The following is a 22,634-nucleotide window of genomic DNA, read 5'->3' as shown; positions in this document are numbered from 1 at the left end:
CGCAAGCTGGTTATCGGTAGGCAAACATACCGGAAGTTCAGTTTCGGACGGGCTAACCCTTACCCCCGCATTCGCGAGATCATTTTTTTTGCAAATTGTCGGTAACTCCGCTGTTGAATTTCGCAAAGACATGGTTCACTGGGTCTCGGTCGAAAGCTTCTGTGTTCGAGGGACGGATGCAAAGTCCTAACCCTGGCAGGATCGATGTTGCGACCGGCATACGTTGGCCCCCATGCGGGTCCAGAGTAGCGCCGATCGCAACAGGCCCGGTGGACGAAACCCAGTTGTCCGCCGTTCCGAGTAAGAAAAGAGAAGGAACAGAATGGCACAGGGAACTGTGAAGTGGTTCAACGCGGAGAAGGGCTTCGGCTTCATCGCGCCCGAAGACGGCTCTGCGGACGTCTTCGTCCACTATTCCGAGATCCAGGGTTCGGGCTTCCGTACCCTCGAAGAAAATCAGAAGGTCGAGTTCGAGGTTGGTCAGGGCACCAAGGGCCCCCAGGCCACCGGAGTTCGCGCGCTCAGCTGAGCGAGACACCTCCCAGTTCGTCCCTCGCCTCCCGTAACGGGAGCGAGGGACGAACTATATGTGGAGTATGCGTACCTCCGCATCCGCTTCGGCCATGCGCTCTTTGCGTACCTCCGCATCCGCTCCGGCCATGCGCCTTTTGGGTACCGGCGCATCCGCTTTGCGCTGTCTGCGTATCCGCGCAGGCGATATGTGCTCCGCGAGCCACGGCGCGGCGTCGACCGAGTACGTATTGCGTGTTCGCGCCGGCGCCACGTGCACTTTGCGTAGCGATACATCGACTCGGGCCGCGGGCTCATTGACGGTCGCCGCATCCGCTCCGGGCGTGTGTATTGCACATACCGGCCTATTCGGTCCGGCGGTGCGGATTATGGCTGGCAGCGACCCCGCTTCGCTACTCCGTATTTCGCGTATCGGTATATCGGGGTCGACCGCGCTCCGGTCGCGGGTCGGCGCGTCCGGTACGACCGCGGACTATTCGGCTGTCGGCGCCTCGCCCTGGGCGAATACCTCGTCGTCGGTAATAGCCGTGTATTCCGCACGCGGCTCGGAATCCGGGCCGGGCGTGCGCCGTCTACCCGGTTCGTCGGTCGGCGCGCAGTGTGGCGGTACCCACTGTCGTGCGGTGACGAGCCCCCCACTCGCCGCGTGCCCGCTACCGTCGGACGTGTTCCGCGCCACGCGCGAGCGACAGCCGGTTCGCCCTCCGCACGCACCGGTCAAGGTGATACTGGGCGAATTCGTGATGCACCGTGCGTACCCACCCGTGGCGCGGCACTGCATACTGAACGGCATCGGCGCGCTACCGCCCGATGGTCGCGATCGTTCGACCACGCGCAGCGCCGAGGTATAAACGTGACTGATGGTGATGTAGACCGTCACCATCCGCTCAGTCAGCCGCGTCGTACGCCCCGAGTAGCGTTCCGCGGGTCGAGAGGGAAAGGGATTCGCTGGTGGCAACACGAGACCGAAACGCAGCCGAGGCGGGTCGTCCCGTGCGTCGTCTCGTCATCGTCGAATCCCCGACGAAGGCTCGCAAAATCGCGCCCTACCTGGGGCGCGACTATACGGTCGAGGCATCGGTCGGCCATATCCGGGATCTGCCGCGCGGTGCCGCCGATGTCCCGGCCAAGTACAAAGGTCAGGACTGGGCGCGGCTCGGCGTCGACGTCGACAACGACTTCGAACCCATCTATGTGGTCAGTCCGGAGAAGAAGGGCAAGGTCACCGAGCTCAAGGGTCTGCTCGCCGACGCCGACGAGCTGTATCTGGCCACCGACCCCGACCGCGAGGGCGAGGCCATCGCCTGGCACCTGCTGGAAACGCTGAAGCCGAAGGTCCCGGTTCGGCGGATGGTGTTCCACGAGATCACCGAGCCCGCGATCCGTGCGGCCGCGGCCGATACGCGCGATCTGGACAACGACCTGGTCGACGCGCAGGAGACCCGCCGCATCCTGGACCGGCTCTACGGCTACGAGGTCAGTCCCGTGCTGTGGAAGAAGGTCATGCCGCGGCTGTCGGCAGGCCGGGTGCAGTCGGTCGCTACCCGGGTCATCGTGCAGCGCGAACGGGAACGGATGGCGTTCCGTTCGGCCGAGTACTGGGATATCGCGGCCAAGCTGGATGCCGGCGGCGATGCCGACTCCGCCAACCCGCGGATCTTCGCCGCCCGCCTCGTCGATGTCGACGGATCCCGGGTCGCGACCGGTCGTGACTTCGGGTCCGACGGCCGGTTGAAAGCCGATTCGCGGGCGCTGGTCCTGGACGAATCCCGGGCCCGGCGGCTGGCCGAGGCCCTGCACGGCACCGATCTGGTGGTGACGTCGGCCGAATCCAAGCCGTACACCCGTAAGCCCTATGCGCCGTTCATGACCTCGACGTTGCAGCAGGAGGCCGGTCGCAAACTGCGGTTCACCTCCGAGCGCACCATGCGCACCGCCCAGCGGCTGTACGAGAACGGCTACATCACCTATATGCGTACCGACTCGACCACGCTGTCGGAGTCGGCGATCAATGCCGCGCGTTCTCAGGCCACCCAGCTGTACGGTGCCGAATTCGTGCACCCCACCGCCCGGCAGTACACCCGGAAGGTGAAGAACGCGCAGGAAGCACATGAGGCGATCCGCCCCGCCGGCGATACCTTCGCCACGCCGGGGCAGTTGCACGCCCGGCTCGACACCGACGAGTTCCGGCTGTACGAGCTGATCTGGCAGCGCACCGTCGCTTCGCAGATGGCCGATGCTCGCGGCACCACTCTCACCCTGCGGATCACCGGCACTGCCGGTACCGGTGAGGAATGCGTGTTCTCCGCCTCTGGTCGCACCATCACCTTCCCGGGCTTCCTGAAGGCCTACGTGGAGAGCGTCGACGAGGAGGCCGGCGGTCAGTCCGACGATGCCGAGACCCGATTGCCGCAGCTCGCCGAGGGCGAGGGCGTCACCGCCGTCGAACTGAACCCCGACGGGCACAGCACCAACCCGCCCGCGCGCTACACCGAGGCCTCGCTGATCAAAACCCTGGAGGAGCTCGGAATCGGGCGTCCGTCCACCTATTCGTCGATCATCAAGACCATCCTCGATCGCGGCTACGTCTACAAACGCGGTAGCGCGTTGGTGCCGTCCTGGGTCGCCTTCTCGGTGACCGGGCTGCTGGAACAGTATTTCGGCCGGCTGGTCGATTTCGATTTCACCGCCGCCATGGAAGACGACCTGGATGCGATCGCCGGTGGGCGTGCCCAGCGCGGAAACTGGTTGTCCAGCTTCTACTTCGGTGGTGACGACGGTGCCGAGGGTTCGGTCGCGCGGTCCGGTGGTCTGAAACGGATGGTCGGGGAGCGGCTCGACGATATCGATGCCCGCGTGATCAACTCCATCAAACTGTTCGACGACGACGCGGGCCGCGATGTGGTGGTCCGGGTCGGCCGGTACGGGCCCTACCTGGAACGGATGGTCACCGACCCGGATAAACCGGATGCCGAACCGACGTCCCAGCGCGCGAACCTTCCCGATGATCTGCCCCCGGACGAATTGACCCCGGAGGTCGCGGAGAAGCTCTTCTCGACTCCGCAGGAGGGCCGGACCTTGGGCAACGACCCCGGCAACGGCCACGAGATCGTCGTCAAGGAAGGCCGTTTCGGGCCTTACGTCACCGAGATCCTGCCCGAGACGGAGGAAGATCAGGCGGCGAAGAAGACCGCGAAGAAGAACGCCCCGAAACCGCGGACCGGGTCGCTGTTCAAATCCATGGACCCTGCGACGGTCACCCTCGAAGACGCGTTGAAGTTGCTGTCGCTGCCCCGGGTGGTCGGCGCCGACCCGGCTTCCGGGGAGGAGATCACCGCGCAGAACGGCCGCTACGGGCCGTACCTGAAGAAGGGCACCGATTCCCGGTCGCTGGCCACCGAGGACCAGATCTTCAATGTGACCCTCGACGAGGCGTTGAAGCTCTATGCCGAACCCAAACGCCGAGGTAGACAGGCCGCGGCAGCCGCGCCGCTCCGGGAACTCGGCAACGATTCCGCCACCGGTAAACCTATGGTCATCAAGGACGGCCGCTTCGGCCCCTACGTGACCGACGGTGAGACCAACGCCAGCCTGCGCAAGGGCGACGAAGTGGAATCCATCACCGACGAACGCGCTTCCGAACTGCTGGCCGACCGCCGCGCGCGGGGTCCGGTGAAGAAGGCGGCGAAGAAGACCGCGAAGAAGGCTCCGGCCAAGAAGACCGCCGCGAAGAAGACCACCACGGCGGCCAAGAAGACGACCACGGCGAAAGCTGCCGCGAAGAAGACCGCCGCCAAGAAGGCTCCGGCCAAAAAAGCTCCGGCGAAACAGTCCGCGGGACGGTCGGCGCCCGAGAGCGACGATTAGACCGCGGGTGTCTGTCGGACCGCCGAAGTAGAGTCGCGCGCGAATCGTCCGACGACAAGGAGCGCCGATGCCCGCCGACCGGGAACGTGAGGATCTCGTCCAACTGCTGGACGAGCAACGAGAGATGTTCCGGATAACCCTGCGCGGTATCGACGAAGAGCAGGCGCGCCGACGCACCACTACCAGTGAACTGACCCTCGGCGGCCTGCTGCACCACATCGTCCGATGCGAACGTAGCTGGACGAAAGTCCTGGTCGAACGCGACGAGAACGCCGAAACGAAGCTGGAAGACTACGCGGGCGAATACCTCATCGGCGACGACGAGACAGTCGCCGGACTGCTCGCCGAGTGGGAGCGCGTCGCCGCGAACACCGCCGAACTCGTTCGCTCGGTGGACGATCTGGACGCATCGATTCCCACCCCCACCAATCCGTGGGTTCCCGGCCGGGTGTGGTGGTCCGCGCGGTTCCTGATCCTGCACATCCTGCGTGAGATCGCCCACCACAGCGGGCACGCCGATATCATCCGCGAACAGCTGGACGGTGCGAACACCACCGCCCAGCGTGCCGGATGAACGGGTCCGAGTTTTGTTCGCGCGGCGCCGCCGGCGGCGTCCGCCAGGCCCCGCGGAACGGTGCCGGGCCCGACCCTGTCGGCCCTGTGCGAGTCGGGGTCGGCGCTGCGACCAACGGTTAGGGTGTGAGCGTGGTGGGTGTCTTCGAGCGTCTCGTGGGTCAGGGTTCGGTGACGGCCGATCTGACCGCCGCCGCGATCGCCGGCCGGACCGGGATCGCCGAGGGGGCGATGACCCACTCCTGGCTGTTCACCGGCCCGCCCGGCTCCGGTCGTTCGACGGCCGCCCTGTGCTTCGCGGCCGCGCTGCAGTGCACCGATCCCGGACAACCCGGTTGCGGGCAGTGCCATGCCTGCACCACGACGATGGCCGGAACCCACGGCGACGTCCGCCGTGTGGTTCCCGAGGGCCTGAGCATCTCGACCAAGGAGATGCGCGGGATCGTCCAGATCGCGGCCCGGCGCCCCAGCACCGGGCGCTGGCAGGTGGTGGTGATCGAGGACGCCGACCGGCTCACCGAGGCCGCGGGCAATGTCCTGCTCAAAGTGGTCGAGGAGCCGCCGGAACGGACAGTGTTCCTGCTGTGTGCGCCGTCGGTGGATCCGGAGGACATCTCGGTCACGCTGCGCTCCCGCTGCCGCCATGTGCATCTGGTCACCCCCGGCGCCCCCGCGATCGCCCGGGTACTGCGCGAACACGACGGCCTCGACGCCGAGACAGCGGAATGGGCGGCCGGGGTGAGCGGCGGTGACCTCGGCCGCGCGCGGCGTCTCGCCACCGACGACGAGGCCCGGGACCGCCGCCGCCGGGCCCTGGACCTGGTCACCGCGGTAACCCGCGGCACCGGCTATCCGGCAGCGGACGAGCTGGTGAAAGCCGCCGACGACGAGGCGAAACAGCTCAGCGCCGAACGCGACGAGCACGAGCGCGACGAACTCGCCACCGCGCTGGGTGCCGGCGGCACCGGTAAAGGCGCGGCAGGCGCCACCCGCGGTTCGGCGGGTGCCCTCAAGGATCTGGAACGCCGCCAGAAATCCCGTGCCACCCGCACCGGCCGAGACTCGCTCGACCGGGCCCTGCTCGATATCGCAGGCCTCTACCGTGACGCTCTGGCCGTGAGCTTCGGCGACACCGCCGGTATCACCATGACCCACCCGGATATGGCCGACCGCGCCCGCGAATTGGCAAAGCGGGTCCGCCCGGAGGGCCTGCTCCGCTCCATCGACGCGATCCTCGCCTGCCGCGAAGCCCTCGACCAGAATGTCAAACCCCGATTCGCGGTCGCCGCCATGGCCGCTACCCTCATTGCAGAAACCTCCTGACCAGCCGTTTTCGCGTTCCCAGGTCGGAGACGATAGACTCGCCACGCCGAAAGGCACGCCGCCTTAGCTCAGTCGGTAGAGCGCTTCACTCGTAATGAAAAGGTCAGGAGTTCGATTCTCCTAGGCGGCTCCACCTTTCCCCGGTATTCCGGGGCTGATGACGACAGTGTTGACGACAGTCGCTGTTGGTCCCGGAACATCCCATCCATCCACGACGCCGCCCCACGCTGTGTCGTTCGATTGCCTCTATGTAGATGCTCATGGTGGTCGTCACCAAGTTGTGGTGTTGATCGTCCGGTGAATGTGGCGGAAGTATCGTTCGGTAGGTGGGTCAAACCTTCACATCTGCCCACTTCGCGAACCGTGCCAGAGTGTCGGTGCCACGGCGGGTGTGAGCGAGCGCTCTGACGGTCTCGTGCACTTGAGGGTGATTGCGGGTCAACTCGGGCGCCACCGCACGTGCGCGTTCGAGGCTGCTCAATGCTCGTTGCTTATCGCCGTGCAGGAGCCAGGCCCGCGAGAGGTCGATGTAGTGGTGGCCGACCCTCGAGGGGGCTACCGAAGGGGGCAGACGAACCTGCTCGGCACGGGTTACGGCAGTAGTCCAATCCGATAGCTCGACCGGAACGGCCACAGAGTGGATATCGACGTTCGAGGGGCGGAACCCGGTCCCGTAATTGCGGTAGCGAGTTGGCGCGACCGCTTCCGCGATACCGTGTGCTTCCCGCAGATGCGATTCGGCGGCATCGGTATCCAGTGCTCGTGCGGCCAGGATGGACCCTCGCAGGTGCAATGCCCCGCGAACAGCCAGAAGATCAGCCGTTGTCGCCAGTTCTTCGCTGGCAGCGTGGGCATGCTCGATAATTCTCTGACCGCCCATGTAGGCGCCGGAGGACAACAGGATCAACGCCCGGTTGTATTCGGCGGCAATCGGCCACACCTGGTTCCCGCTGCGTTCTGCCGCCCACGAACAACGCTCTGCCGCCAGCCCGGCGAGATCGAGGTAACCACTGGTATGCGAACAACATGGCCTTGCTGTAGGCGTAGGCGAGAGCGGAGTGAGTCTCCTCCAGTCGTCGTCCGTGGCTTTCGGCGTCAGCGAGTAGGTGCAGACCTCGGATAACGTCGGGTAGGTCCGCCGTCAAGTCGCTGTATCGCGCTCGGCGCATCCCTTCCCGCACGCGATCCAGGGCGCTGATGAGTTCGCCGAACGTCATTGGCGCAGTGGCCGGCTCGTCGCCGAAGGCCACGATCGCCCGGCGCAACTCAGGGATGGTTGCGTGAGCACCGGCGTCTTTCGGCTCTGCTGGGTACGGCTGGCCGGTGAGATCCGCGACGCCGACCCCGACGGCACGGGCCGGCGCCGCGATGAAAGCGGGTGAAGCGGGCCGAGCGCCCTGATCGACTTTACGCAGCAGCGATAGCGAGATGTTCGCCTTGTACGCGAGTTGGGTTGAGTGAGGCGCGCAAATTTGCGGGCCCTGGCAGCTCGTGCCCCGACACCCATCTCGTCCATATATCAACGGTGCCACAGCGTGTGGCACTCCGCAGGAATCCCACCGGACAGGGTTGATACAGCCCCGCCGCCGGTTTGTCCCCCGACTGCCCCGGTGGGGGACTGTGGATTCAAGGGTGTTTCCGGCCTGATTCGCTGACCGATGGTCAGCGGGAAGGTGCTGTGATGACGACACTTGATGCCATGGCGAAGAAGAAAGCCGAGGCCTCGGCCGAACAGCGGGCTCGGGCCGGCCGGGAGGTTGCGGTCGAACTCGAGCGGATCCGGTCGTCCGGTGTTCAGTCGTGCTGGGTGAGCGAGCATTCGCCGGCGCTGCCGCCTCCGATCCGGATCGGATGGGGCCGTGGTCACCGTGACGAAACGGGTCGACGCCATCGGGCCGAGGACGTGGGTGTTTCGGCCGGTCACTCGGCCGGGACGGGCACCGGTGCCAGGGAGTTTCCCGGGCCGACCTCTGCGCAGTTGGTCGTGGGTGGTGCGCCGCTGAACCGGTCGGCGAGGAATTGTGCGGCCTGGACCTGGAAGCGGGCGAATGCGGCAGCGTGGTCGTGACGGTCGTACCTGGCATAGGTCACCGGGACTCCCCGCTCGCAGTAGTGGTGGGCCAGACCTTCCACATCACCGGCGACCATGACGGAATCGCCGATCGGATCGCTCTGGCCGACGGCGAGGAGCAGCGGGACGGTGGGGAGTCCGGCGGTGCCCATGATGTTGTCGTTCACGGCGTTCACGGCTGCGGGGACGTCGAGGAGGGAGTCGTAGGGGGCGCGGACCATTTCGGCGTCGGTGAGTCCGGGGTACTTTGCCGCGAACTGGCCGATGCACAGGTTCGCTACGGCGTCGGCGAGTTCGGTGCCGCGTTCGGACAGGAAGAAGTCGGTGTCGATTCCGTAGGTGCGGCGGTGGGCGACGACCACGGCCGGGATGACGCCGGCCCAGTCGGTGCTGCCGCTGACGTAGGGGAGGTTGTGGCCGAGGTGTACCGGCGGTCCACCGGCGGCGGCGCCGATCAGGGCGAGTTCCGGGGCGTAGTGGGGGGCGAGTTCGGCACCCCATTCGGTGGGTACGGAGCCACCCGAGTATCCGGTCATCGCCACCGGTGTCGATGTGGGCAGGCCGAGTATCTGTTCGGCGGCCCGGATTCCGTCGAGGGCGGCGTAGCCGGACTGTCGTCCGACGGTCCATTCCAGGTCCGGGCCCTCGTAGTCCGGCACCGCGACGGTGTATCCGGCGGCGAGGTAGCCGGCGATCATGGCCTGTTCGGCGGTCGCGCCGCGGTTGTCGGCGTGACCCGTGAGTGTGTAGGAGGGGGCGCATTGTGATCCGAGCGCGTCGTAGGCGGTGTGGTACGACAGCAGCCTGGTGGGTCCGGGGACGAGAGGGCGGAGCACGGTGGTGGCCGAGGTGGTGGGCGCGTTGTGCTGGTCCGTGGTCCGGTACACCACCTGGGTGCTGTTGATGGGTGTGGACAGATCGGCGAAGGCGAACGTGGCCGGCCGGGAACGCAGGACCGTGCCCGGTGCGGTGGTCGTCAGGGGTTGGTCGTAGGTGTAGAAGGGGTCCTCGGACGGAGGTGGTGCCGGGGGTTGTGCGGTGGCCGGGGTGGCCGATATGCCGCCGGTGAACAGCAGGGCCGCGGTGACCAGTGCCCGGCCCACCATCGGCCCGGCTCCGGAACCGGATGCGATCGTCCTCATGGTCGACTCCGTTTCCCCGGCGAGCACCGGGCGCTACCGCGCGGCGCTTCCGGGAACCGGGAGCCGCACGGTCCGATGTATGTGCAGAAGCCTGAGCAGCGAGCATGTCTTTTCGGACGCCGCTGCATTGAAACGCACCGGGGTCGGCGAATCAACGAACCGCCGGTCGGCCGGGCGAATTGCGCGGGCGGTGACAACCGCTGATCGGAGTGGTTCGTGGGCTAATGTCAGTGACTGTGCTCATCGCCATCGCAATAGTCGCGGCGGTCTCGGTGCTGCTGCATGTCTACATCTGGTACCTGGAGTCGTTCGCTTGGACGGGCGCGGCGCGGGGCGTGTTCGGCACCACCGCCGAGGAGGCGGTGGCGACCCGTGAACTCGCCTACAACCAGGGCTTCTACAACCTGTTTCTGGCGATCGTCGCCGGTGTGGGGATCATTGTCGCGGCAGTCGGGGATCGGGGGGTTGGCCTGGCGTTGATCCTGGCCGGGACGGGGTCGATGGCGGCTGCCGCGCTGGTGCTGCTGGTGTCGTCGCCGGACAAGCGTGCGGCGGCGCTGAAACAGGGGGCGGCGCCGCTGGTGACGGTGGTTCTCGGGGTGATCTGGGCGCTCACCGGGTGATGTGGGTCAGGTGCTCTGCCCGGAGTTCGCGGCCCGGCCCCGCTCCAGCAGCCGGCACAGAATCGCCAACCGGTCTTCCCGCAGCCCCGGGCGCAGTCGTTCGCGGCGTTCGAGAGTGGCCAGGCCGTGTAGCGCGCTCCAGCCTGTTTCGGTGAAGGTTTCGACGTCGTCGTCACCGGCGAAAGGGGCCAGTACGGCGACCAGTTCGGCGAACGCATCGCGTAGCTGCTGTGGTGCGCCGGGCCCGAATCGCAGATCGGTGGACATGGCGAACATGGCGTCGTATACCGCCGGTCGTTCGGCCGCGAATTCGCTGTAGGCGCGAGCGAGCGCGGCCAGCGCTTCGGAGTCGGTGTCCGCGGATGTCCGGGCGGCGCGCAACCTGACGGCGAGTTCGGCGATCCCGTCTTCCGCTACCGCGGTGACGATGGCGCGTTTCCCGGTGAAGTGGCTGTAGAGCACGGGCTGGCTGTATTCGATCCGGTCGGCCAGCTTGCGGACGGTGACCGCGTCCCAGCCTTCGGTTTCCGCCAGCTCCCGTGCGGTATCGATGATCAGCCGATGGCGTTCGGCCCGTTCTCGTTCGCGCCTGTTCTGCACACTCATACAAAAACTCTAGCACTGCTAGACAAGATAGCCAGGTTAGGTTACTGTCGCTCTAAGCAATAGCACTGCTAGATTTCGGAGCAACAATGATCACCACTCGTCGTTTCGCTACCGCCCTGTCGCTGCTCGGGGCCGCGTTCATCCTCTACATCGGGATCAGCTACCTGGTCGCTCCCGAGTCGATCGCCCCCGGATTCGGGCTCCCGGCGTGGCCGACCGGCGATGCCGTGGCGTTCATGAATCTCAAAGGCGTTCGCGACACCGTGTGTGGACTCCTCATCCTCGGTCTGCTGGCGCTCGGACAGCGGTTCGCGCTCGGCGTTTCCATGCTCGCGCTCGCCCTGGTCCCGATCGGCGATATGACCACGGTGCTGTCCTATGACGGTTCCACCGCGGCCGCTTTCGGAATCCACGGCCTCACTGCCGCGCTGGTCGCGCTCGCCGGTGTGCTGCTCATCCGCGAACCGCGCGACCCGGCGCCCACTCGGGCGTAACCGCCGAATACCGACCTCGACCGTACGAAACCCGCGAAATTCAGGAGATCCACCATGTCCGTATCCATCCAGATCCTCGCCGCGATCGCGGTGCTCACCAATGCCGTCGTCTACGGCGCCGATACTGTCGCCGCGCTGGTCACGCGATCGGTCAACCGCCGGCTCGACGACACGAGCCTGACCATCAGCGCGGGTTGGGGTCACTACTATGCCGACTCCCGTATGCCGCCGATCGGTATCACCGGAGTGGTGAGCGCACTGTTGGCCGCAGTGCTGGCCGCGGTGGGCGGGTACACCGTGCCCGCTGTCGCGGCGGGTCTGGCTGTGCTCGCCCTCGTCGCCTGGCTGGCGCTCTATGTGCGTATCGCCAAGCCGGTCAATACCGCGCAGAAGGCGGCCGCGCAGTCCGGGATCATTCCGCCGGATGCCCGCGCTCTGCAGGACCGCTGGGAGAGCATCCTCTACCCCCGGGTCGGTCTGCAGCTGATCGCGTTGATCGGGCTGGTGGTCGCTCTTGCGGCGATCTGACCCGGATCGGAACAGTGGCCCGCGCCGAAGAATCCTCCGGCGCGGGCCACAGTTGTATGTCGAGGACCTCGCAGGTCAGAGCACGATCACGTTCTTGCCACGGGTATGGCCCGACTGGCCTGCGGCGAAAGCATCGGCGATCTCCTCGAGAGCGAAGGTCGCGGCGACCGGGACCGTGAGATCGCCTTTGGCGGCGAGGTCGGCGAGCCGCTGAGTATGGGCGCCGTCCGGACGGACCCAGACGGAGTGGCCGCCGTGCTCGGTGACCGTGCCGTCCGCGATCGAGGCGTGGCGCCCGCCCCGGGCCAGCACCGCCAGCGTGGTGTCGAGCTGGCCGCCTACGAAATCGGCCACGGCCTGTACGCCGTCGGGAGCGAGCTCACGGATGCGTTCGACGATGCCCTCCCCGTAGGCCACCGGTTCGGCGCCCAGATCGCGCAGGAAATCGTGATTGCGTTCGGAAGCGGTGCCCAGGACCCGCGCCCCGCGCGCCCGGGCGATCTGGACTCCCAGACTGCCCACGCCGCCGGCCGCGGCATGGATCAGCACGGTGTCCTCGCTGGTCACCCCCAGAATATCGAGGGTGCGCAAGGCAGTTCCGCCGGCCAGCGGCAGCGCACCGGCCTGTTCCCAAGGCAGGTCCGCTGGTTTGCGCGCCACATGCGCGGCCTCCACGGCGACCAGTTCCGCGAAGGTTCCGGCCTGCAGAACATCTTTGCGGGCATAGGCCAGCACCTCGTCGCCGATCTCGAATTCAGGTGTATCGATACCCGTTTCGACCACGATACCGGCGACATCCCAGCCGGGAATCACCGGGAACACGGCATCGATCAGGCCGTCCAGGGCGCCCGACATCAGCTTCCAGTCGACCGGGTTCACTCCGGCCGCGCGCACCTCGATCAGCACCGAACCCGGGAACACCTTGGGTTTCGGCAGGTCACGCACTCGCACATCGCTGTTTTCGGTGGTGTATTCGTCGTAGGTGGCTGCGCGCATCATCCAGTCCTATCGGTTGCCGCCGTCACCTGCGCGCAACGACGCGCCGCAACTGATATTCCGGCTCCGGATTCCCGGTGGCCCGGGCGGATGCGGAGGGTCCGCCGAGCCGGGCGACACTGACCGGACTCGGGGACTTCCGCTCAGCCCGCGGCTACGGACTGCGGGCTGGTGCGGTTCAGGATGGCGGTGAGCTCGGTGTTGAAATGGTCGATCCGCTCGATATTGCCCAGGTGGCCGGTGGGCCAGACCTGGTAATCCGGCCGGTGCCCGGCCGCTTCCATCGTGTCGGCGATGAGTCGCGACATACGTTCGGGCAGCAGCCGGTCGTAGCGGCCGGCGATGATCGTGGTGGGCACGGTCAGATTCGCCGCAGCCGCACCCAGTTGCATATCCGCCAGGATCGCGGCATGGCGGCCGCGGGCGAGCGGGCGGCACGAGCGGACGATGTTCAGAGCGAAATCGGCCTGCTCGTTGGTGGCGCCGCGGGCCATGATCCGTTCCTTGAGGATTTCCCGGGCCGCCCAGCCGCCGGGGAGCGGCAGGGGGGACGTGAGGATGGACTCCGCGACGATCATCGGTAGCCGGATCGGCGAACCGAGCAGAGTCAACGGCTGATTTCCCACACTGAGCGGTTTGTTCAGCAGCGGCAGCAGATCGGTGTCGTAGCGGATATTGCCCGAGGTGGTGTTTGCGAGGACGACCGCGCGGGCGCGCCGGGCCACCTGCTGTGGATGGCGGGCCGCCCAGGCCTGCAGCGTGATACCGCCCATGCTGTGCCCGACCAGCATGGCCATCTGGTCCGGCCGCAGTGTCGCGTCGAGGACCGCGGCGAGATCATCGGCGAGGGTGCTGTCGCCCAGCGGGGCGCGACCGAGCGTGCTGTCGCCGTGGCCGCGCTGATCGTAGGCGATCACACGGTAGCGGTCGGCGAAGGCATTGATCTGGGGGTGCCAGTATTCGATACAACAACTCCAGCCGTGGACGAGCACGATCGGCTCGCCGTCGGCGGGACCGTAGGAGTGCACTCGCAGGCGGGCACCGTCGACAGTGGTCACCGCAACGACCTCGGGAACGGCGGCCGGCGCGTTGTAGTGCGCCGTTCGGAATCGGCGTGCGCGCAACGCAGCTCGGTATGGGGCGGTCAGCGCGCCTTCGTGCGCCTGCGACAGCGCGGTAATCGACTTCACCAGCATCAGAACACTCCTTTGTGCCTGCTGACACGGTAGCTCTGCAAGCTGGATGCTTACAAGAGCAAGCGCCGTTCCGGTACGCGTCTTCCGAGATGTCTGCGTTGTCCCGAATATCGGTGCGGTTAGGGGCACTGTTAGCCCAGAATGCCCATTCGGCGGAAGTTCTATACCTGGAACGGTGGAAACGGAGCAAGCACCTCCGTTGGTTGTGGCATCAACCCGCGCGCCGCGACTACCGTTGAGGACGTGAACGACTCCGACGCAGCCGAACCGCGCGAGCTCGTGGACCCCGTGGTTCCGGAAGCGGACGGGTCGGCGGGCAGGATGTCGCCGGCCGGGTGGCGCGGCATATTGCTACCCGGTGCGGCCGCGGCCGCGGGTGCGGCGGCGGTGTTGCTGCTGCACGTACGTGACCCGCATGTCGAGGGCGCTTATGGTCTGTGCCCCGTCTATGCGTTGTTCGGTGTGTACTGCCCCGGCTGCGGGGGTATGCGCGCAGTGCACAACCTGACCGAGGGACATATCGTCGATTCCCTGCACAGCAATCTGCTGGCGCTGCCGGTGCTCGCGCTCTACGCGCTGTGGGTGGGCGATTGGGCGATCCGTGGATGGCGTGGCGAGGGTCCACGCCTGCCGGGGATCAGCAGTGTCACGATGTGGACGCTGCTCGGCTCGATGGCGGTCTACACCATACTGCGCAACACCCCCTGGGGCACCTGGCTGACGCCGGTCTGACAGACGAGGCTTTCCGATGCGCGATTCACTCAAGGACCGGGTACGCGACAAATTGCGGCGCCAGCTCGCCGAGGACGGCCCGCCGGGTGGCGAGCCCGAGGACCCCCGACTCATCGCCGTGGTCACCGATCTCGACGCGCTGGACAGCGTCGCCGAGGACGATCCACTGGTCGAACAGCTCGCGGGCCGCTACCTGGTGTTCTGACCCGGATGCCCCGCGCTGCCGCCGACCGGCGGCAACTGCGGCAGGGCTTCGGAATACAGCCACTCCTGCCACAGCGGCTGCATCGGTGTCACGCTGTAATGGCCGACCAGATCGGTGAATTCCTCGGTGGATACCGAGGCGTGGCGGTGACGGGCCGTCCAATCGCGGATGAGCCGGAAGAAGGAGGTATCGCCGAGCTCGAGTCGCAGTGCGTGCAGGGTGAGGGCTCCGCGTTTGTAGACCCGATCGTCGAACATCAGGGTCGGACCCGGGTCGCCGACCAGGATGTTCTGTGGCTCCCGATGCAGGGTGTGCCAGGTCGCGCGGGCCAGCTGGTCGGCGCTCGGCCCGTGCGCTGCTTCCGACCAGATCCACTCCGCGTAGCAGGCGAAACCCTCGTGCAGCCAGATATCGCACCAGTGCTGGATCGTGAGGCTGTTGCCGAACCACTGATGCGCGAGTTCGTGTGCGACCAGCCGTTCGGCGCCGCGGCGGCCGTCGCAGTGGTTGGCGCCGAATATGGAGATGCCCTGGGCCTCGATCGGGATCTCGAGTTCGTCCTCGGTGACCACCACGGAATAGCTCTGGAACGGGTACGGGCCGAACAGATCGCTGAACACCGACATCATCTCGGGTTGCCGGGCGAAATCGTGGTCGAAGGCGGCGCGTAGCGCCGTGGGGATCACCGCGTGGATCGGGACCGGGGAATGCCGGTCGGTGAGCTGATGTCGACGGTAGCGACCTATCTGCACGGTTGCCAGATAGCTCGCCATCGGCTCGGTCTGCTCGTAGATCCAGGTGGTCTGACCGGCCTTGGTCTGTTTGCCGACCAGTTCGCCGTTGGCGAGCGTGAAATAGGGGGTGTCGGTGGTGATGGAGATCCGGTAGCTCGCCTTGGAACTGGGATGGTCGTCGCAGGGGAACCAGGACGCGGCGCCGTTGGGCTGACTGGCCACCAGCGATCCCTCGGTGAGTTCCTCCCAGCCGACCTCACCCCAGGGGCCGCGCACCGGTTTGGGCGCACCGGCGTATTGCACGACCAGCTGCAGGATCCCGCCGGCGGGTATGCGCTCGCGGGGGGTGACGGTGAGCTTGCCGTGCTGATGGGTGTACTTACCGGCTTTTCCGCCGTTGATCAGTACTTTCGAAACCGCGAGAGCCTGGGACAGATCGAGGGAGAAGCGGGGGCGTTCGGCGGTCGCGACGGCGGTGATCACTGCTCGCCCGGCGAGCCGGTTGCTGGCGACCTTGTAGTTCAAGTCGAGTTCGTATCGCGATACCCGATAGCCCCGGTTGCCGTTCTGCGGTAGATAGTCGTCGATGGGGGCGTCGTAGAACCTGCTCCCCATCAGCTGTCCGTCTCCTCTTCGGTCGGATCGGTATCGATTTCGGCCACCGGGCCGGACCACGGGGCGATCGGGTTTCCCCACCATCTGGTGGAGGCGGGCACCGTATCGCCGCGCATCACCAGGGAGCCCGGGCCCACGGTGGCGGCGGCGCCGATCGTGGCGGCGGGCAGCGCGACGCAATGCGGGCCGAGGGTCGCACCCGGTTCCAGAGTCACCGTGTCCATGGCCATGATGCGGTCGTGGAACAGGTGGGTCTGCACCACACAACCGCGTTCCACGGTCGCACCGTCACCGAGTGTCACCAGGTCTGCCTCCGGAAGCCAATAGGACTCGCACCATACCCCGCGGCCGATTTTCGCGCCGAGCGCACGCAACCACAGGTTCAGTACGGGCGTACCGGTCGCCGCCCGGGCGAACCACGGCGCCGCGACGGTTTCCACGAAGGCGTCCGATACCTCGTTACGCCATACGAACGAACTCCACAGCGGATGCTCACCGGCTCGGATCCGGCCGATCAGTACCCATTTCGCCGTAACCGCGCTCGCGCAGGCCACCGCGCCGGCGACCATCAGCACCACACCGGAGAGCAGTGCCGCCGCCGGATAACCGAACCGATCGGCCACCCGGGCCAGCCCGAGCAGGACGCCGAGGCCGATGGCGAAGGTCACCACGACCGCGGCCAGGCGGCACGTCTCGAAGGCACCGCGGAAAACACGCAGCCGCAGTGGGGGATCGAAGGTGCGGTCGGTATCGGCGGTGCCCGCGGCCCGGCGCAACCGAACCGGCGGGCTCCCCAGCCAGGAGGAGCCCGCCTTCGCCTTGGTGGGCGCCGCGGACAGTACCGCGACCAGACCGTTCTTCGGGACCCGCCGGCCGGGCGCGGCCATCCCGGAATTGCCCAGGAAGGCGCGCTTTCCGACCTTGGCCTCGCCGATGTGCAGCCAGCCGCCGCCGAGTTCGTAACTGGCGACCATGGTGTCGTCGGCCAGGAAGGCGCCGTCGGCGACAGTGGTGAATTTCGGCAGCAGCAGCACTGTCGACGCTTCCACGTGTTTGCCGACCTTCGCGCCGAGCAGGCGTAGCCAGACCGGTGTGAGCAGGGACGCGTAGAGCGGGAACAGGAAGGTGCGGGCCGAGTCCAGCAGCCGTTCGGTGGCCCAGACCTGCCAGCCCACCCGGCTGCGCACCGGGTGGTAGCCCTCGGTGAGGCCGATACTGAGCAGCCGCACCGCGATCACGGTGGTGACGGCGTACACCATCAGGCTGAAAGCAGTGGCGACCGGCAGCCACAGGAACGCGGGCAGCAGCGCGGCACCGAAATCCGCGGTATCCCGGATACCCCACGCGATCACCACCAGGCCCGCCGCCAGACCGAACAGCGGCAGCGCGCCCAGCGCCAGCGAGCCGATCCCGAACGCCAGCACCCAGTGCACCGCCCGCTGCGGTGTCTCGGCGGGCCATCGGTGCCGGGCCTTGCCGACTTTGACCGCGGGCGAACCGGCCCATTCCTGACCGGCCTTCACCTTCCCCGACACCGCCGAACCGGCCGCGATCTCGGCGTCGCGCCCGATTCTCGTCCCGGGCAGCAGCACCGAACGTGCGCCGACCACCGCGCCCTTACCCACCACGATCGACCCGATGTGCACGGTGTCCCCGTCGATCCAGTAACCGGACAGGTCGACCTCGGGTTCCACACTGCAGCCGTCGCGCAGTTCGAGCATGCCGGTGACCGGGGGCAGAGTGTGCAGATCGACACCTTCACCGACCTTCGCGCCGAGCGCGCGCGCGAACGGCACCATCCACGGGGCACCGGAGAGATTCTCCGCCCCGCTGGCCTCCGACAGCCGGACCGCCGCCCACAGTCGCACATGCACCGACCCGCCGCGGGGATAACTGCCCGGCCGCACACCCGCGAGCAGCGTCCGGGCGCCCACCACACAGATCGCCATGCGGCCGAGCGGGGTGATGAACACCAGGAACAGCAGCGCCGTCCACCACCAGGACAGCCGCGGCAGCCAGGGCAGCAGTTCGAACCACGCGGCGACGCCGGAGGCGACAGCGAGCCAGGTCACCCACTGCAACCCGGTCAGCGTGGTCAGGGCCACCGTGGCCAGCACCTGGATCCACTGGGCGGACGGTGGGGTCGGCCGGACCGGGCGGGTTTCGGTGGCGACGGCCGGTGCGCTCTGCTCGAGCAGTTCGGCGAGCGCTCCGAGCCGCGGGTGGTCGTACACTTCGGCGACCGTGACCTGTGGATACCGCGCGCGCAGCGCGGTGACCAGTTGGGCGGCCGACAGCGAACCGCCGCCGAGTGCGAAGAAATCGGCGTCGGCGCCGGTGATCTCGGCGCCGAGGACATCGGTCCACAGCTGGGCAACCCAGGCGGCGGTCCCGGTGAGCCCGTGCTCGGTGGTGCGGTCGGCGTCGGCGAGCGGCCAGGGCAGCGCATTGCGGTCGACCTTGCCCGAGATGCGAGTCGGTAGTTCGGGAATCACCACCAGGCGCGGTATCAGCGGGGCCGGCAGGTGTTCGGCCAGCCTGGTGCGGGCGGCGGCCAGGTCGTAGTCCTCCGTGACGCCGGTGAGATAGCCGATCAGCACCGGGGCTCCGGTCGCGGTGGTGCGCACCGCAGCGGCCGCGCCACCGACACCGGGCAGGTGCTGCAGCGCGTTGTCGATCTCGCCGAGTTCGATCCGGCGGCCACCGATCTTCACCTGGTCGTCGGCCCGGCCGAGGAAGATCAGACCGGCCTCTTCGTTGCGGACCAGGTCGCCGCTGCGATAGGCGCGGTCCCAGCCGAGAGTGTCCAGCGGTGCGTATTTCTCGGCGTCCTTGGCGGGATCGAGATAGCGGGCCAGGCCGACCCCGCCGATCACCAGCTCGCCGGCCTCGCCCTCACCGACCGGTACCCCGTCCGCGTCGACCACCACCAGGTCCCAGCCGTCCAGCGGCAGCCCGATCCGCACCGGTCCGATGCCATCCAGCAGGGCCGCGCAGGCGACCACGGTGGCCTCGGTGGGGCCGTAGGTATTCCATACTTCGCGATCGGGGTCGGCGAGGCGTTCGGCCAGTTCCGGGGGAACGGCCTCGCCACCGAAGATGAACAGCCGCACCGATTCCAGGGCCTCGGCGGGCCAGGTCGCGGCCAGAGTCGGGACGGTCGACACCACGGAGATGCCCTGCCGGACCAGCCAGGGCCCGAGGTCGGCGCCGGTGCGGACCAGGGCGCGCGGGGCCGGCACCAGACAGGCGCCGTGCCGCCAGGCCAGCCACATCTCCTCGCAGGAGGCGTCGAAGGCGACCGACAGGCCGGCCAGGACGCGGTCGCCGGGGCCGAGCGGAGTATCGCGGAGGAACAGGCGGGCCTCGGCATCGACGAAGGCGGCCGCGTTGCGGTGGGTCACCGCGACCCCTTTGGGTGTACCGGTGGAGCCCGAGGTGAAGATGATCCAGGCATCGTCGTCGACCGTCGGATGCGCGCCGGATTGCTCGTCGATTGCCCGGTCCGCGCCGGGGGCGTCCGGGCGGTCGGCGACCGGACGGATACCGTCGGCCGTCACCACCGCTGTCACCCGCGCCTCGGTGAAAACCAGTTCGGCGCGTTCGGCCGGGTCGTCGGCGTCCACCGGAACATAGGCCGCGCCGGCGTGCAGGACGGCCAGGATCGTGAGATAGAGCTCCCAGGTGCCGGAGGGCATCCGGACCCCGACCCGGTCGCCGCGCCGGACCCCGGCGGCGAGCAGGTCCCGTACCGAGTTGTCGATCTCGATCAGGAGCTCGGTGTAGCTCAGGCTGCGGTCGGCGGTCGCGATCGCGGGTGCGTCGGGGTACGCGGCGGCCGTCTGGGTGACGATATCGACCAGCGTCCGCGCCGGTGGCGCAGCCGCGGCCCGCCTCAGCGCGCTCTCCGCATCCACCTGCGACCGCATGTGTCCGGCCCACCTTCCATCGCCCAGCCGACGGACTGGTTGTCTCATACGAGGGTTACCGCATGGCAAACAGCGGTCGACCGGGTGACCAGATTACTCGGCGATCGGTAACACTCGATGTCGGCGGACGGGTCGCGGCAGGATCAGTCGGTGTCGTCGGCGAGCGGGGTGGGCCGGTAGTACCGGCCGTTGTAGTAGAGCAGGGGAGCGGCCGATGTCTCGTCCTCGTCGGTGTCGTCGTGCACCCGCACCACCCGGCCCACCACGAAAGTGTGGTCGCCGATGGGGATGAGTTGCTCCACCGTGGTACGCAACCAGAGCGGAGTGCCGTGCAGTACCGGCTCACCGGTGTCCAGGGCACTCCACAGTGCGGGATCGCTGAACCGGTGCGCGGCCGTCCGCGCGAATCGCTGGGCCAGATGGCGCTGGTGCTCACCCAGGAAATGGATGACCACGGAGTCGGCGGCGGTCAGGGCCGCCAGGCTCGACGACGTATCGCTGATGTTGAACGAGACGAGTGGCGGGTCCAGCGAGAGCGAGGCGAACGAGGTCGCCGTGAATCCGACCGGGCCGGTGGCCGACTCGAGCGTCACGATGGTGACCCCGGACGGGTAGTGGCGCATGGAGGCGCGGTACTGCTCGGCGGTGATACCGCTGAGGTCGTCGGGGATCCGGATTCCGGTATCGGGCCGTGGTGCTTCGGTCACCTCGCCGACGCTACGCCCGGATCGGCCCTCCGGGGCGGGCCGGTCCACTGTCCGGGAAGGTGCCGGCCGGGGTCAATCCAGGTCCAGGGAGAGCCCCGCCGTGATCCGCAGCAGCTCCCGGTAGGAGGTGCGGAAGACGGTGCCCGGACTGCCGCCCGCGGCCCACAGTTCCCGATGCGCCGCGAGACCCGAATCCACCCAGGTGGGCAGGTTCGCCGGATGGCCGACCGGCGCGACACTGCCCGGGAGCTGCCCGGTGTAGCGCACCACCAGATGGGGTGGCGCCGGAATCAGCGGTCCCTCCAGGCGCGCGCCCGTATGTTCCGGATCCACCCGGTGCGCCGCCGAGACCAGCAGCAGGATCGGATCGTCGCCGAGGAGGAAGACCTGTGCGTGCACCAGCGCCTCGAGCTCCACCTCCAGCGCCTCGGCGGTCTCGGCAGGACCGGTCGCCGATTCCGGCGCGGTGACGATCAGCCCGTGGTGACCACGGGCGATCAGAGTATCCGAGACCCGGCAGGTTATCTGTGGAAGCGACCTGCGCATGGGCACAGGGTAGAGCGATCCGCGATATCGCGCGCCCGATTACCCACTGACCGGACCGGACCGATCTGTCTGCGATGTCGTGCCGGTGGAGTCCGACCGCCCGGTGCACGGCCGTCGCCGCCGAATCCGTCCCCATTAAGCTGGGCAGATGACTGATTGGCAGGCTTTCACCGTCGAAACCGATGATCACGTCGCCCGTGTGACGCTCACCGGGCCGGGTAAGGGTAATGCGATGGGCCCGGATTTCTGGCGGGAGCTGCCGGAGATCTTCCACGGCCTCGACGCCGATCCCGAGGTCCGGGCGATCGTGCTCACCGGGTCCGGGAAACACTTCTCCTACGGCCTGGACCTCCCCGCGATGAGCGGTACCTTCGGCCCGCTGATGGCCGACCGCGCGCTCGCCGCGCCGCGCACCGATTTCCTCGCCGATATCCGCCGCCTCCAGGCCTCGATCACCGCGGTCGCGGAATGCCGCAAACCGGTGATCGCCGCCGTTTCCGGCTGGTGCATCGGTGGCGGACTGGATCTGATCGCCGCCGCGGATATCCGCTACGCCAGCGCCGAAGCCAAGTTCAGTCTGCGTGAGGCGAAGGTCGCCATCGTGGCGGATGTGGGTTCGCTACAGCGGCTACCCGGGATTATCTCGGAAGGACATCTGCGCGAGCTGGCCTTCACGGCGAAGGACATAGACGCCGCGCGAGCGGAGAAGATCGGCCTGGTCAACGACGTCTTCGCCGATCAGGAAGCGGTACTGGAAGCGGCCCACGCCACCGCCCGCGAAATCGCCGCGAACCCGCCCCTGGTGGTTCAAGGCGTGAAGGACGTACTGGGCCGACGAAACTCCGCCGCGGTCACCGAGGGCCTGCGCTACGTCTCCGCCTGGAACGCGGCATTCCTGCCGTCGGAGGATCTGACGGAAGCCATCCAAGCAGTCTTCGAAAAGCGAACCCCCGACTACAAAGGCCGCTGACCCCACCCCACCCCTCCCCACCGACCCCGGGCCCCCAAAAAGTCGCATGCGACCGCACGTCGAATGCCCCGCAACCCGCATGTGTCGAGTTTTACGAGACACCTCAAAGGGTTGAGGCCCGTCTCGCCGTTCAGGCCTCGAGAGCGCATGAGCCGAAGGCTCGAGTCTCGAGGATCCACTGGATCGCACCACCGGGTTCACCGACAGCGGCCGTCCGGCCGGTTTCCAGGAGGGCCCGTATGACCC

The 22,634-nt window shown here is 67.5% G+C and carries 19 protein-coding genes and 1 tRNA gene; 11 read left to right on the top strand and 9 right to left on the bottom strand.

Annotated features, from left to right (window positions below; translation table 11 throughout):
* Positions 1 to 322 precede the first annotated feature (322 nt).
* From ACWCPQ_RS30740 to ACWCPQ_RS30720, 5 genes are all read left to right on the top strand, one after another.
* The gene (locus ACWCPQ_RS30740; RefSeq protein ID WP_011206895.1) at positions 323 to 529 is read left to right on the top strand and encodes a cold-shock protein; all 207 of its coding nucleotides are present in this window, start codon (positions 323 to 325) and stop codon (positions 527 to 529) included.
* A 953-nt stretch (positions 530 to 1,482) separates the two neighbouring features.
* Positions 1,483 to 4,398: a type I DNA topoisomerase gene (gene topA / locus ACWCPQ_RS30735; protein ID WP_449905386.1), complete on the top strand. Its 2,916-nt coding sequence runs from the start codon at positions 1,483 to 1,485 to the stop codon at positions 4,396 to 4,398.
* Between the two features lie 67 nt (positions 4,399 to 4,465).
* Positions 4,466 to 4,972, top strand: coding sequence for a DinB family protein (locus ACWCPQ_RS30730; RefSeq protein ID WP_449905384.1), 507 nt, complete (start codon positions 4,466 to 4,468; stop codon positions 4,970 to 4,972).
* A 131-nt stretch (positions 4,973 to 5,103) separates the two neighbouring features.
* The gene (locus ACWCPQ_RS30725) at positions 5,104 to 6,294 is read left to right on the top strand and encodes a DNA polymerase III subunit delta' (protein ID WP_449905420.1); all 1,191 of its coding nucleotides are present in this window, start codon (positions 5,104 to 5,106) and stop codon (positions 6,292 to 6,294) included.
* Between the two features lie 57 nt (positions 6,295 to 6,351).
* Positions 6,352 to 6,427, top strand: a tRNA-Thr gene (locus ACWCPQ_RS30720).
* Positions 6,428 to 6,625: 198 nt separating this feature from the next.
* Here the strand turns inward: ACWCPQ_RS30720 and ACWCPQ_RS30715 are convergent.
* Both ACWCPQ_RS30715 and ACWCPQ_RS30710 read right to left on the bottom strand, forming a co-directional pair.
* Complete coding sequence (locus ACWCPQ_RS30715; protein WP_449905382.1) at positions 6,626 to 7,234, bottom strand: hypothetical protein; 609 nt, start codon at positions 7,232 to 7,234, stop codon at positions 6,626 to 6,628.
* Positions 7,235 to 8,214: 980 nt separating this feature from the next.
* Positions 8,215 to 9,471, bottom strand: a complete 1,257-nt coding sequence (locus ACWCPQ_RS30710) for a lipase family protein (RefSeq protein ID WP_449905418.1) — start codon at positions 9,469 to 9,471, stop codon at positions 8,215 to 8,217.
* 272 nt (positions 9,472 to 9,743) lie between these two features.
* Here ACWCPQ_RS30710 and ACWCPQ_RS30705 point away from each other — a divergent pair, with 272 nt between their 5' ends.
* Positions 9,744 to 10,130 carry a DUF1304 domain-containing protein gene (locus ACWCPQ_RS30705; protein WP_449905416.1) on the top strand — a complete coding sequence of 129 codons (387 nt, stop codon included), beginning with the start codon at positions 9,744 to 9,746 and terminating at the stop codon, positions 10,128 to 10,130.
* Positions 10,131 to 10,136: 6 nt separating this feature from the next.
* Here the strand turns inward: ACWCPQ_RS30705 and ACWCPQ_RS30700 are convergent, their stop codons facing one another.
* Positions 10,137 to 10,736: a TetR/AcrR family transcriptional regulator gene (locus ACWCPQ_RS30700; RefSeq protein WP_449905380.1), complete on the bottom strand. Its 600-nt coding sequence runs from the start codon at positions 10,734 to 10,736 to the stop codon at positions 10,137 to 10,139.
* Positions 10,737 to 10,822: 86 nt separating this feature from the next.
* Between ACWCPQ_RS30700 and ACWCPQ_RS30695 the strand changes: the two genes are divergently transcribed.
* The gene (locus ACWCPQ_RS30695; protein WP_449905378.1) at positions 10,823 to 11,230 is read left to right on the top strand and encodes a DUF4267 domain-containing protein; all 408 of its coding nucleotides are present in this window, start codon (positions 10,823 to 10,825) and stop codon (positions 11,228 to 11,230) included.
* Between the two features lie 54 nt (positions 11,231 to 11,284).
* Complete coding sequence (locus ACWCPQ_RS30690; RefSeq protein WP_449905376.1) at positions 11,285 to 11,758, top strand: DUF1772 domain-containing protein; 474 nt, start codon at positions 11,285 to 11,287, stop codon at positions 11,756 to 11,758.
* Positions 11,759 to 11,833: 75 nt separating this feature from the next.
* Here the strand turns inward: ACWCPQ_RS30690 and ACWCPQ_RS30685 are convergent, their stop codons facing one another.
* Together ACWCPQ_RS30685 and ACWCPQ_RS30680 are read right to left on the bottom strand one after the other, a co-directional pair.
* Positions 11,834 to 12,754: an NADP-dependent oxidoreductase gene (locus ACWCPQ_RS30685; protein ID WP_449905414.1), complete on the bottom strand. Its 921-nt coding sequence runs from the start codon at positions 12,752 to 12,754 to the stop codon at positions 11,834 to 11,836.
* A gap of 143 nt (positions 12,755 to 12,897) precedes the next feature.
* Positions 12,898 to 13,950, bottom strand: a complete 1,053-nt coding sequence (locus ACWCPQ_RS30680) for an alpha/beta fold hydrolase (protein WP_449905374.1) — start codon at positions 13,948 to 13,950, stop codon at positions 12,898 to 12,900.
* 243 nt (positions 13,951 to 14,193) lie between these two features.
* Here ACWCPQ_RS30680 and ACWCPQ_RS30675 point away from each other — a divergent pair, with 243 nt between their 5' ends.
* Positions 14,194 to 14,682 carry a DUF2752 domain-containing protein gene (locus tag ACWCPQ_RS30675; protein ID WP_449905372.1) on the top strand — a complete coding sequence of 163 codons (489 nt, stop codon included), beginning with the start codon at positions 14,194 to 14,196 and terminating at the stop codon, positions 14,680 to 14,682.
* 16 nt (positions 14,683 to 14,698) lie between these two features.
* Positions 14,699 to 14,887 (top strand): hypothetical protein, encoded by a 189-nt coding sequence (locus tag ACWCPQ_RS30670; RefSeq protein WP_449905370.1) that lies wholly within the window; start codon positions 14,699 to 14,701, stop codon positions 14,885 to 14,887.
* Here the strand turns inward: ACWCPQ_RS30670 and ACWCPQ_RS30665 are convergent.
* From ACWCPQ_RS30665 to ACWCPQ_RS30650, 4 genes are all read right to left on the bottom strand, one after another.
* Positions 14,872 to 16,236: a M1 family metallopeptidase gene (locus ACWCPQ_RS30665; RefSeq protein ID WP_449905368.1), complete on the bottom strand. Its 1,365-nt coding sequence runs from the start codon at positions 16,234 to 16,236 to the stop codon at positions 14,872 to 14,874. The two genes, ACWCPQ_RS30670 and ACWCPQ_RS30665, sit on opposite strands and share 16 nt — an antisense overlap.
* Positions 16,236 to 20,165: a Pls/PosA family non-ribosomal peptide synthetase gene (locus ACWCPQ_RS30660; protein WP_449905366.1), complete on the bottom strand. Its 3,930-nt coding sequence runs from the start codon at positions 20,163 to 20,165 to the stop codon at positions 16,236 to 16,238. The genes ACWCPQ_RS30665 and ACWCPQ_RS30660 overlap by 1 nt, the downstream gene beginning before the upstream one ends.
* 143 nt (positions 20,166 to 20,308) lie before the next feature.
* On the bottom strand, positions 20,309 to 20,872 hold the full coding sequence (locus ACWCPQ_RS30655) for a flavin reductase family protein (protein WP_449905364.1): 564 nt from the start codon (positions 20,870 to 20,872) through the stop codon (positions 20,309 to 20,311).
* Between the two features lie 72 nt (positions 20,873 to 20,944).
* A complete protein-coding gene (locus ACWCPQ_RS30650) occupies positions 20,945 to 21,418 on the bottom strand; it encodes a YbaK/EbsC family protein (RefSeq protein WP_449905362.1) in 474 nt (157 codons plus the stop codon).
* 148 nt (positions 21,419 to 21,566) lie between these two features.
* On the opposite strand from ACWCPQ_RS30650, the gene ACWCPQ_RS30645 reads away from it, so the two are divergent.
* Complete coding sequence (locus tag ACWCPQ_RS30645) at positions 21,567 to 22,388, top strand: crotonase/enoyl-CoA hydratase family protein (RefSeq protein WP_449905360.1); 822 nt, start codon at positions 21,567 to 21,569, stop codon at positions 22,386 to 22,388.
* Positions 22,389 to 22,634 lie beyond the last annotated feature (246 nt).

The sequence above is a fragment of the Nocardia sp. NPDC001965 genome (genome assembly GCF_053594175.1).
The sequence above is the reverse complement of the archived record's forward strand: the minus strand, read 5'-3'. Positions and strand labels throughout refer to the sequence as shown.